The sequence below is a fragment of the Methylopila musalis genome (genome assembly GCF_042679725.1).
GTDB classification, from domain to species: Bacteria; Pseudomonadota; Alphaproteobacteria; order Rhizobiales; family Methylopilaceae; genus Methylopila; species Methylopila musalis.
In genome coordinates, this window is record NZ_JBHTMX010000101.1 from 1 (window position 1) to 10533 (window position 10533).

Below are 10533 nucleotides of genomic sequence, written 5' to 3' on the forward strand. Positions count from 1 at the left end.
CGCCCGGGCTGGATCGGCGACCGGCCGGGACGTCCCGGCTGGGGCGGCGACCGGCCCGGTCGCCCGGACCGTCCGGGTTGGGGCGGCGATCGACCGGATCGGCCCGACCGCCCGGGTTGGGGCGGAGATCGGCCGAGCCGTCCGGATCGCCCGGGCTGGAGCGGTGGCGGCAGACCCGACCGTCCCGATCGTCCGGGCTGGGGCGGAGACCGGCCGGATCGCCCCGACCGCCCGAGCCGTCCCGATCGTCCGGAACGGCCCGAGCGCCCGGAGCGTGACCGCAACATGGGCTATGGCGGCCCGGGCTGGGGCTCCCCCGGCGCCTATCGCGACCGCGGCGGCGACCGTCCGCGATTCGAGGGCGGCGGCGGACGCATCGAGCGCGGCGACCGTGGCGGCGGTGGAGACCGCGGCGGCGATCGTGGCGGCGGCGGACGCGACCGGGATCGGTGAACGCGATTGTGAAACATTCGAAGGGCGGCCCAAGGGCCGCCCTTTTTTGTTGGGACGAACCGACACGAGCGAGCCAGAACGCGAGATCGCCCGCCCGACGATCAGGCTCGCGATTCCCAGACCTCGCCCAAGGATAATATTGTCATTCGATATATTTAATGTCATGTGTCCCGGCGACCCATCTCGCCGGAGACACAGGCATGGCTGCGACCATCGAACGCCGAAGCTTCCTGAAGGCGTCAGCGGCCTTCGCCGCCGGCGCCGCAGCCGGGTTCTCCTGCATCGAAATCGCGAACGCAGGTCCCATCACGGTTCCGACCGTCGACAAGCTCAGCCTCCGCGTCCTGATCGACTCCGCGCATGACCAGTTCCTGAAGTCGAGCACGGTTCAGGGCGTGCTGCACCAGCCTCCCGGCAACGGCCGCGGACAGGACTACCGCCGGGTCCTGCACAACCAGTGGGGTCTCTCCCTGTTCGCGGAGACCCAGCGGGGCGACGAGGCGCGCACCATCTTTCTCGACTTCGGCTACAGTCCTGAGGCGCTGATCAACAACATCGAGATCCTGAAGGTCGACCCGACCAAGGTGAACGCGCTGATCGTCAGCCACGGGCATCACGATCATTACGGCGGCCTGACGGGCTTCCTCGACCGGTACCGGCAAGACCTCGCAGCGGACGTGAAGCTCTACGCCGGCGGCGAGGACAACTTCTGCCATCGGGTCAGCCCGACCGCCGTCAAGGGCCAGTTCACCGACTTCGGGCAGCTGGACCGCCGCGAACTGGCGGCCCGCCAGATCACGACGGTGCTCTGCGAGACGCCGACGGTGGTGGCCGACCACGCCTTCACCACCGGCCAGATCAAGCGCTCGTCGATCGAGCGCATCCTGCCCAACACCTTCGTCGAGCGCGGAATCAAGGACGGCCTCGGCTGCGACGCGAGCCATTATTCCGCGGCCGAACTCGCAGGACAGATCCTTCCGGACGAGCACGTCCACGAGCACGCCACCTGCTTCAACATCAAGGACAAGGGGCTGGTCGTGATCAGCTCCTGCGGCCATGTGGGCATCGTCAATTCGGTGCGGCAGGCGCAGGAGGTGTCGGGCGTCGAGAAGGTGCACGCCATCGTCGGCGGCTTCCATCTCGGGCCGGCGCCGAAGGACTATCTCACGCAGATCGTCGCCGAGATCGGGAAGCTGAAACCCGACGTGGTCATCCCGATGCATTGCAGCGGGCTGAACTTCGCGCTCGAAGCCCAGGCGCAGATGCCCGCCAACGTCATCGTTCCGACCACCGGCAGCAGGCTCACCTTCGGTGCGTGAAGCCGTCGCCGCTGCGGTTCTGACGGCGGCGCTGTGCTGCCTTCAGACCGCGCCCGCACGGAGCGAAGCGGCGACGCCGCGCCGCTCCGCCGCGGAGCTGATGGACGTGCTGATGTGGAGCCGGGAGCCCGTCGGCGGCCCCTTCGCCCTGTTCGACCAGACCGGGCGGGCGCGGACCGACGCGGACTACCGGGGCAAGCACCTGCTGGTCTATTTCGGCTTCACCAGCTGCCCGGACATCTGCCCGACCGACCTTCACGAGATCACGCAGGCCCTTATCCTGCTCGGCGACGACGCCGACAAGGTGCAGCCTCTGTTCATCACCCTCGATCCGGACCGCGACAGCCCCGCGCGCATGGCCGAGTATGTCGCCGCCTTCCACCCCCGGCTGGTCGGCCTGAGGGGCGACGCCGACGCCGTGCGCCGGGCGGCCGACGCCTACAAGGTGTTCTACGAGAAGGTCGACCTGCCCGGCGGCGACTACACGGTCGACCACTCGGCCTTCATCTACCTGATGGATCCGGAAGGCCGGTATCTCGGCTTCTTCCCGCCCAGCACGACGGCCGACCGGATGCTGACGATCATCCGGCCGCATCTGGCGAGGTAGGTCGTGAACTCATAAATCGAGCCGCCTTGCGATGACTGTTCGACCGCGAGATGATGCGCGTGTGAGACAGCATCAGCCAGACCTTATTGCGGATGTGACGTTCTACGCTTCAGAGGCGGGCGGTAAGACGGTTCCGGTCGTGTCTGGCTACGGTTGTCCGTGCACGGTGTCGCAGGCAGAGCCGTTACAGGGTTGGGACGCGAGGCTTGTCTTCGGTGGCGAGCCAATCCTGCCTGGGCAGCGGCGTCGGGTTGGGTTCGCTTTCCTCACCCGTGAAGGTGCTCGCACAATAGCGGAGGCAGGTCACTTCTTCCTGTGGGAGGGGCGTTTTGTAGGTGAGGCGAACATCTGTAGGACCGAGGCAGGCCTTTTATCTTCGCCTGAAAACTGATTCAGCATCGGCATGAGCCGATATGACCTGACCGACTTCGAAATGGCGAGTGATTGAGCCGCCGCTGCCCGACACGCCGCGAGGCGTGCCGGGCGTCGATGACCGCCGCGTTCCACCCGCTATGACAAGCTCGCGGCCAACTTCCTCGCAAGGATCCAACTCGCCTCAATGCGGCTATGGCTGCAGGCTTCTGAGTCTACAGCCTAGGAGGCCGTTCGGACAGTCGCGCCCGCCGTCACGCCCGAGCGTGGCTCGGGCGTGACGTGAGCGTCAATCGCAGGCCGCGGTCCTGTCCTTGCGCGCTTCGGGAGACGTCAGCCGACGTCGCCGAACACCCGGGCGAAGGTCTGGTCCACCGCCTTGAAGTGGTAGCCGAGGTCGAAGGCCTCCTCGAGCTCGGCCGCGGTCAGGTAGCCGGTCACGTCCGCGTCGGCCTTGAGCAGGGTGAGGAAGTCGCCCTCCCCGCGCCACACCGGCATGGCGTTGCGCTGCACCAGCCGATAGCTGTCCTCGCGGCTCGCGCCCTTCTGGGTCAGCGCCAGCAGCACCCGCTGGGAGTGGACCAGCCCGCCGAGCCGGTCGAGATTGGCCTGCATCCGCTCGGGATAGACCAGCAGGTTCTCAACGACGCCCGCCATGCGGTTCAGCGCGAAGTCCAGCGTCACGGTGGCGTCCGGACCGATCATGCGCTCGACCGAGGAGTGCGAGATGTCGCGCTCGTGCCAGAGCGCCACGTTCTCCATGGCGGGCAGCGCGTAGGCGCGCACCATGCGGGCGAGGCCGGTGATGTTCTCGGTCAGCACCGGGTTGCGCTTGTGCGGCATGGCCGACGAGCCCTTCTGGCCCGGCGAGAAATACTCCTCCGCCTCCAGCACCTCGGTGCGCTGCAGATGGCGGATCTCCGTCGCCAGCCGCTCCAGCGACGAGGCCACCACGCCGAGCGTGGCGAAGAACATGGCGTGGCGGTCGCGGGGGATGACCTGGGTCGAGACCGGCTCCACGGCGAGGCCGAGCTTCTCGGCCACGTGGGCCTCCACGCGCGGATCGATGTTGGCGAAGGTGCCGACGGCGCCGGAGATGGCGCAGGTGGCGATCTCCTTGCGCGCGGCGACCAGACGCTCGCGCGCCCGCTCGAACTCCACGTAGAAGCCCGCGAGCTTCAGGCCGAAGGTGGTCGGCTCGGCGTGGATGCCGTGGCTGCGGCCGATGGTCGGGGTGCGCTTGTGCTCGAGCGCGCGCGTCTTCAGCGCCGCGAGCAGGCGGTCCACGTCGGCGATCAGGATGTCGCTCGCCCGGGCGAGCTGCACCGCGAGGCAAGTGTCGAGCACGTCCGACGAGGTCATGCCCTGGTGCACGAAGCGCGAATCCGGGCCGACGAACTCGGCGAGATGGGTCAGGAAGGCGATGACGTCGTGCTTGGTCTCGCGCTCGATCTCGTCGATGCGCGCCACGTCGAAGGTGGCGGCGCCGCCCTTCTCCCAGATGGTCTTCGCCGCCTCCTTGGGGATGACGCCGATCTCCGCCAGCGCGTCGCAGGCGTGGGCCTCGATCTCGAACCAGATGCGGAACCGGGTCTCGGGCGACCAGATGTCGGCCATCTCGGGACGGGAATAGCGGGGGATCATGGCGATGGGCGCTCCGGCGTTCAGACCGGCGCTCCCTAGCATGATCGGGCGGCGGCTCAAATCCGCCGCCCGGATCGGGCCGCCCCGTAGGGGTTTTAAGCGGCGCGCACCTTTTCGAAGAACGCGCGCACCGTGGTCTGGATGCCCTTCACCTGCCCGCGGATGTCGCCGGCGAGCGTGTGCACCTCGATCGCGGCCGCGTGGGTCTGATTGTTGGACTCCTGCACCACGACGATGGAATCGTTCACCTCGCCGGTGTTGCGCGCCGCCCCTTGGGCGTTTTCGGCGATCTCGCGGGTGGCGGCGGCCTGCTGCTCCACCGCGAGCGAGATGCCGCCGGCGATGTCCGCCACCTCGGCGATGCTGTCGAGCACGCGGGCGATGTCGCCGGCGGAGGTCTGGGTCGAGGCCTGGATCGCGGCGATCTGGCTCGCGATGCTGTCGGTCGCCTCCGCGGTCTGCCGCGCCAGCTCCTTCACCTCCGACGCGACCACCGCGAAGCCGCGGCCCGCGTCGCCCGCCCGCGCCGCCTCGATGGTGGCGTTCAGCGCCAGCAGGTTGGTCTGGCCGGCGATGGCCGAGATCAGCCCGACCACGGAGCCGATGCGGTTCGCGGTGTCGGCGAGCTGCGTCATGGCGCCGTTGGTCCGGGTCGCCTCCTGCGCGGCCTGTTCGGCCTTCTCCATGGAGCGGCGGGACTGCTCGCCGATCTGGCGGATGGAGGCCGCGAGCTCCTCGGTGGCGGCGGCGGAGCCGCGCACGATCGCCGCGGTGTCGCTCGCCGCGCTCGCCACCACGGACGACCGGTCGTTGGTGGCGAGCGCCGCCGCCTCCAGCGTGGAGGCGGTGCCCGTCAGCCTGTCGGAGGCGGCGGCGACGCCGCCGAGCGCCTGCGCCACCTGATGGTCGAAGGCGTTGATGGCGGTCTCGATCGCCGTGTTCTTGGCTTCAAGGTCGCCCATGATCTTGTCCTGATAGACCGAGATCGCGAGCTCCATGTCGAGCATGACGGCCTTGGAGGCCGCGCGGGCGAGGCGCATGGCGGCCGGCCCCGAGAACCGCTTCTCCCGGCCGAACAGCTCCAGCAAACGGTCCTGCACGAAGGCGTAGCCGCCGATGTACCAGCGCGGCTCGAGCCCGATCTTCACATGGGCCATGCCGATGCGGCGCACGCTCTCGAAATAGGCGTCGTCGAACGCGCCGGAGAACAGCCGCTCCCAATGCACCCCTTGCGCCGATTTCAGTCGCGGCTCGTTGCCCTTCACCCGGCCCGCCAGCTGCGGCTGGGTCAGGAGATGGGCGTAGAAGCCGTCGAGGACGTCGCCGAGCGCGGGCTTGGCCACCGCCCAGGCCTCCCGCAGGTCGGAGCGGGTCGCGGCGTCGATCTGGAGAAAGGCGAGGCGCGACTGCGCGTCGTCGCCTCCGCCGCCCGGCGCGGCCGCTTGCGTCATGGACTGCATGGAACATCCCCCCGGTACCCACGCCGTCCGTTGTAGTTTACGGGCGTTAAGCTCGGGCTTCCCGAAGCTGTTCACGCTATCTTTCGTAACGCCGTTAACCTTTCGGAAACCATGCGGGCGGCAATTTCTGCCCAGCGTCGCAGTTTGCGAAAGGGCGGGAGATGTCGGACGTCACGGTTACGGGTCAGGCGCCGGCGCCCGCCGCCGGGCGCGGCCCGGCCGGGGGCTTCGCCCCGCCGGCCGGCTTCGCCAAGGCGCTGGACGTGCTGCGCAAGGGCGATCTCGGCCTCGCGCTCGGGGTGCTCGTCATCCTGTGCGTGCTCATCGTGCCGCTGCCGCCGCTGCTGCTCGACCTGCTGCTGGCGATCTCGATCACGCTGTCCGTCCTGATCCTGATGACGGCGCTGTTCATCGAGAAGCCGCTGGAGTTCTCGGCCTTCCCGACCGTGCTGCTGGTCGCGACCATGCTGCGGCTCGCGCTCAACCTCGCCTCCACGCGCCTGATCCTCGGCCACGGCCATGAGGGAACCGACGCCGCCGGCCATGTGATCGAGGCCTTCGGCTCGTTCGTCATGGGCGGCAATTTCGTGATCGGCGTGATCGTGTTCGCGATCCTGATCATCGTGAACTTCGTCGTCATCACCAAGGGCTCGGGCCGCATCGCGGAGGTGGCGGCCCGCTTCACCCTCGACGCCATGCCCGGCAAGCAGATGGCGATCGACGCCGATCTCTCCGCCGGCCTGATCGACGAGGCCACCGCCAAGACCCGGCGCAAGGAGCTCGAGGACGAGAGCACCTTCTTCGGCGCCATGGACGGCGCTTCGAAATTCGTGCGCGGCGACGCCATCGCCGGCCTGCTGATCCTGTTCATCACCATCGTCGGCGGGATGATCGTGGGCATCGCCCAGAACGGTCTCGGCTTCGCGGAGGCCGCCCATTCCTACACGCTGCTGTCCATCGGCGACGGCCTCGTCAGCCAGATCCCGGCTCTGATCGTCTCCACCGCCGCCGGCCTGCTGGTGTCGAAGGCGGGCGTGTCCGGCTCCGCCGACCGGGCGCTGGTGCGCCAGCTCTCAGGCTACCCGAAGGCGCTCGGCCTCGCCGCCGCCGTCATGGGCGTGATGGCGATGCTGCCGGGCATTCCCTTCATCCCCTTCATGGGGCTTGCGGCCGGCACGGGCTGGCTCGCCTACCGCGCCTCCAAGGCCCATGCGGCGGCGGACGCCGAACGGGTGGCGGCGCTGCTCGGCCAGAGCGCGGCGACCGGGTCCGCCGGCGCGGATCAGGCCGCGGCGGAGGAGCAGCCTTCGGCCGCGCTCAAGATGGACGACGTCAAGATCGAGCTCGGCTACGCGCTGCTGCCGCTGGTGGACGCCAGCGCCGGCCCCGACAAGCTGACCGAGCAGATCAAGGCGCTGCGCCGCTCCATCGCGGCGGAGGCAGGCTTCGTGATGCCGCAGGTGCGCCTGCTCGACAACCTGCAGCTCGCCCCCAACGCCTATGTGGTGAAGGTGAAGGAGGTGGAGGCCGGCGGCGGCACGGTCTATCCGAGCCAGTTCATGACCATGGACCCGAGCGGCGCGCAGGTGGCGCTGCCCGGCGTCCACACCACCGAGCCCACCTTCGGCCTGCCCGCCACCTGGGTCGACGCCTCGCTGCGCGAGGAGGCCAACATCCTCGGCTACACCGTGGTGGACGCGACCACCGTGCTCTCGACGCATCTCAACGAGATCGTCAAGGCCAACATGCCGGACCTGCTGTCCTACGCCGAGGTCTCCAAGCTGCTGAAGGAGCTGCCCAAGGAGCAGCAGAAGCTGGTGGAGGACATCGTTCCGGGCCAGATCTCCACCACCGGCATCCAGCGGGTGCTGCAGCTGCTGCTGGCGGAGCGGGTGTCGATCCGCGACCTCGGCACCATCCTCGAAGGGATCGCGGAGGCGACCTCCTTCACCCGCTCGCCGGCGCAGATCGTGGAGCACGTGCGCGCCCGCCTCTCCCGCCAGCTCTGCGCCCAGCATCAGGCCATGGGCGGCTACGTGCCGCTCGTCACCCTGTCGCCCCAGTGGGAGCAGACCTTCTCGGAATCGATCGTGGGCTCGGGCGACGACCGCTCGCTCGCCATGGCGCCGTCCAAGCTGCACGAGTTCATCGGGCTGGTGCGCGACCGGTTCGAGGAGGCGGCCCGCCAGGGCGAGACGCCGGTGCTGCTCACCTCCGCCGCCTCGCGCCCCTTCGTGCGCTCCATCGTCGAGCGCTTCCGCAACCAGACGCCGGTGATGTCGCAGAACGAGATCCACCCGCGCGCCCGCCTGAAGACGGTGGCGAGCATCTGAACCTTACGGGGCGGCGTGGCGCCAGCCGGCGATCAGGGTCGCGAAGGCGAGCGCCGGCGGGACCAGGAAGCCGAGCTGCTCGTCGACCACATGGGCGAAGGCCGCCGCCCCGCAGCCGAGCGCGAAGAAGGCCAGCGCCGCCGACATGGGCCCCAGCCGCCGCCGCGCCGCGGCGCGCGCCTCCGGCGTCGAGGGGCGGATCAGGTCGGCGAGATCGACCATGACCTGCGTGGTGGTGCCGGTCATGATGGTCGAGGGCGGCAGATGGGCGAGGCGCACCCGGTGCACCGCGTTCTGGATCGCCATGGCCGAGACCAGCGCCCCGCCAACGGCGAGCGCGGTCGGCGCGTCGCCGTTGGGAAACGGCCCGAGCTTCAGAGCGAGCCCCGCGGCGACGCTCAGCAGCACCGCCTCGAGCGCGAACATGATGCGCAGGCCCGGCCAGCCGAGCCGGTCCAGACCGCCCCCCACCAGCCGCGACGCCAGCACCACCGCGCAGAACAGCGGCAGCGCCAGCACCTTGGCGAGGATGCCCGACGAGCCGAGCGCCAGCGCCGCGCCGAGCGTGACGAAGTTGCCCGTCACATGGGTCGGGAACAGGCCGTGCAGCGCCAGGAAGCCGGTGGCGTCCACATAGCCGGCGTTGAGGCTGAGGAGAGCGATCAGAACGTATCTCATGCCCCTGACAGAGAGGCCCCGATCACGCGGCCGTCAACGTGGCTTCCCGCCTCACTGGACCGAGGTCGCAGGCTCGGGGCGCCAGCGATAGGCCGCGCCGTCCCGCTCCACGACGCCGAAGGACGGGAACGTCATGTGGTAGCCGACGATCGGCAGCTTCTCGGTCGCGGCCATGTCGTAGACGCGGGCGCGGGTCGCGGCGCCCTGCGCCTTGTCCTGATCGAACAGCGCGCTCCACTCCGGATGGGCGAGCGAGGCGACCTCGTGATGGGCGCAGTCGCCCCAGACCAGCAGCCGGCGGCCCTCGCTCTCCACATGATAGGCGAGATGGCCCGGCGTGTGGCCGAAGGTCGCCACCGACGCGACGCCCGAGGCCACGTCGTCGCCGGGCTGGATCAGTGTGAGGCGCTCCTTGATGACCGGCGCCACGCGGCGGAACAGAACCGCGGAGTTCAGCTCGTTCGTGCCCTTCTCCGCGCCGAGGCGCGCGTCGTCGGACCAGAAGGCGTGCTCGGCCGCGCCGACCACGTAGCGGGCGTTCGGGAACGCCGCGCCGCCGCCGTCCGCCAGCAGCCCGCCGATGTGATCCACATGGCAATGGGTGATGGCGACCACGTCGATCCGCTCGGGCGCGACGCCCGCGGCCTTGAGCGCCTCGATCAGCCGCCCGCCGGCGGGCTTCGGCACGAAGCCGTCCGCGCCGTTGCCAGCGTCGATCAGCACGCGCTCGCGGCCGGTGTCGATCAGCACCGGGCAAAACCCAGGACTGAAGCGGTTCGGCGGCAGGTTGCGCGCCTGCATCAGCGCCTCCACCTCCGCCTTCGGCCGGTCCTCGCCCACGATCGGCCACGGGCCGTCGATGGTGGGGGCGGCGTCCGAAAACACCGTGACCTCGAAGCCGCCGAGCCGCAGACGATGGAACAGCGGCGCGGCGCTCGACGGCGCCTCGGCGCGCGCGGGCGCCGTGAGCCCCTTCAGGAGCGCGGGCGCGGCGAGCGCGGCGCCCGCGGAGGCGAGCAGGAGCCTGCGGGTGAGGGACACAGCATGCGGCATGGAAGCGCCTCCGTTTCAGCCAAAAGACGAAGGGCGAAAGACGGGACCGCCCGCTGCCGCGCGGTCCCGGTCGCGGCTAAGCTTCGGCCCGTCCGCCCATGACCCATGCTGGACGCTTCCCGAGGTCGCGCGCTTGAACGTTTCCGCTGCCGTCACGTCCGACCCCGCGCCGCTGTGGCGGCTCGACGGGCCGCGCACACTGTTCATCGGCGCGCTGGACCGCAACGCGGAGCACGAGCACGGGGCGCCTGTGTTTCTGGCCGGCCCTTACGGACGCTTCGCGCTGAAGGTGGCGGACGGGCCGTGGCGCACCTGCCGCACGGCGCTGATCCCGGCCGGGGTGCGCCACGAGCTGCGGCTCGACGGCGATCCGCTCGGCGTCCTCTATCTGGAGCCGCAGGCCGAAGGCGCGCCCGCGCTTCAGGCCCTGCTGCGCGACACGGAGGAGGCGGACGGCGCGCTGATCGGCCACGCGGGCGAGACGGAGACGTTTCGGGCGCTGTTCGACGATCCCGCGAGCCTTGGCTGGGCGGACGAGGCGCTGGCGGACCTGACGCGCTTCGCCGGGCGCCGGGCGCCCCGCGCCCTCGACGGACGAGCCGCGCGGGCCGCGG

At 70.0% G+C, this 10533-nt stretch carries 8 protein-coding genes and 3 pseudogenes; 7 read left to right on the forward strand and 4 right to left on the reverse strand.

Annotated elements, in window-relative coordinates; translation table 11 throughout:
- Nucleotides 1-285: 285 nt before the first annotated feature.
- The 5 genes and pseudogenes from ACFQ4O_RS11275 to ACFQ4O_RS11295 form a co-directional block, all read left to right on the forward strand.
- Nucleotides 286-453 carry a hypothetical protein gene (locus ACFQ4O_RS11275; protein ID WP_378775791.1) on the forward strand — a complete coding sequence of 56 codons (168 nt, stop codon included), beginning with the start codon at nucleotides 286-288 and terminating at the stop codon, nucleotides 451-453.
- A 200-nt stretch (nucleotides 454-653) separates the two neighbouring features.
- Nucleotides 654-1772, forward strand: coding sequence for an MBL fold metallo-hydrolase (locus tag ACFQ4O_RS11280; RefSeq protein WP_378775792.1), 1119 nt, complete (start codon nucleotides 654-656; stop codon nucleotides 1770-1772).
- Entirely contained in the window at nucleotides 1765-2379 is a 615-nt protein-coding gene (locus ACFQ4O_RS11285; protein ID WP_378775793.1) for an SCO family protein, read from the forward strand. Before ACFQ4O_RS11280 ends, ACFQ4O_RS11285 begins: the two co-directional genes overlap by 8 nt.
- Before the next feature lie 403 nt (nucleotides 2380-2782).
- Nucleotides 2783-2882, forward strand: a pseudogene (locus ACFQ4O_RS11290) (IS5/IS1182 family transposase); the annotation flags it as partial.
- Nucleotides 2882-2977, forward strand: a pseudogene (locus tag ACFQ4O_RS11295) (IS5/IS1182 family transposase); the annotation flags it as partial. The pseudogenes ACFQ4O_RS11290 and ACFQ4O_RS11295, both read left to right, overlap by 1 nt.
- 107 nt (nucleotides 2978-3084) lie before the next feature.
- On the opposite strand, the gene purB reads toward ACFQ4O_RS11295, so the two are convergent.
- Entirely contained in the window at nucleotides 3085-4395 is a 1311-nt protein-coding gene (gene purB, locus ACFQ4O_RS11300; protein WP_378775794.1) for an adenylosuccinate lyase, read from the reverse strand.
- Between the two features lie 95 nt (nucleotides 4396-4490).
- A complete protein-coding gene (locus ACFQ4O_RS11305) occupies nucleotides 4491-5855 on the reverse strand; it encodes a protoglobin domain-containing protein (RefSeq protein ID WP_378775795.1) in 1365 nt (454 codons plus the stop codon).
- A 161-nt stretch (nucleotides 5856-6016) separates the two neighbouring features.
- Here ACFQ4O_RS11305 and flhA point away from each other — a divergent pair, with 161 nt between their 5' ends.
- Complete coding sequence (gene flhA, locus ACFQ4O_RS11310) at nucleotides 6017-8188, forward strand: flagellar biosynthesis protein FlhA (RefSeq protein ID WP_378775796.1); 2172 nt, start codon at nucleotides 6017-6019, stop codon at nucleotides 8186-8188.
- Between the two features lie 3 nt (nucleotides 8189-8191).
- On the opposite strand, the gene ACFQ4O_RS11315 is transcribed toward flhA, so the two are convergent.
- Nucleotides 8192-8866 (reverse strand): YoaK family protein, encoded by a 675-nt coding sequence (locus ACFQ4O_RS11315; RefSeq protein WP_378775797.1) that lies wholly within the window; start codon nucleotides 8864-8866, stop codon nucleotides 8192-8194.
- A gap of 51 nt (nucleotides 8867-8917) precedes the next feature.
- Nucleotides 8918-9919, reverse strand: coding sequence for an MBL fold metallo-hydrolase (locus ACFQ4O_RS11320; RefSeq protein WP_378775798.1), 1002 nt, complete (start codon nucleotides 9917-9919; stop codon nucleotides 8918-8920).
- Between the two features lie 133 nt (nucleotides 9920-10052).
- Between ACFQ4O_RS11320 and ACFQ4O_RS11325 the strand changes: the two are divergent.
- Nucleotides 10053-10533 (forward strand): annotated as a pseudogene (locus tag ACFQ4O_RS11325) (AraC family transcriptional regulator); the annotation flags it as partial.

Bases quoted from the DNA above. Each gene is read 5' to 3' on its own strand.
- ACFQ4O_RS11275 (WP_378775791.1), top strand. From the start codon at position 286: ATGGGCTATGGCGGCCCGGGCTGGGGCTCCCCCGGCGCCTATCGCGAC.
- ACFQ4O_RS11280 (WP_378775792.1), top strand. From the start codon at position 654: ATGGCTGCGACCATCGAACGCCGAAGCTTCCTGAAGGCGTCAGCGGCC.
- purB (WP_378775794.1), bottom strand. From the start codon at position 4,395: ATGATCCCCCGCTATTCCCGTCCCGAGATGGCCGACATCTGGTCGCCC.
- ACFQ4O_RS11305 (WP_378775795.1), bottom strand. From the start codon at position 5,855: ATGCAGTCCATGACGCAAGCGGCCGCGCCGGGCGGCGGAGGCGACGAC.
- flhA (WP_378775796.1), top strand. From the start codon at position 6,017: ATGTCGGACGTCACGGTTACGGGTCAGGCGCCGGCGCCCGCCGCCGGG.
- ACFQ4O_RS11315 (WP_378775797.1), bottom strand. From the start codon at position 8,866: ATGAGATACGTTCTGATCGCTCTCCTCAGCCTCAACGCCGGCTATGTG.
- ACFQ4O_RS11320 (WP_378775798.1), bottom strand. From the start codon at position 9,919: ATGCCGCATGCTGTGTCCCTCACCCGCAGGCTCCTGCTCGCCTCCGCG.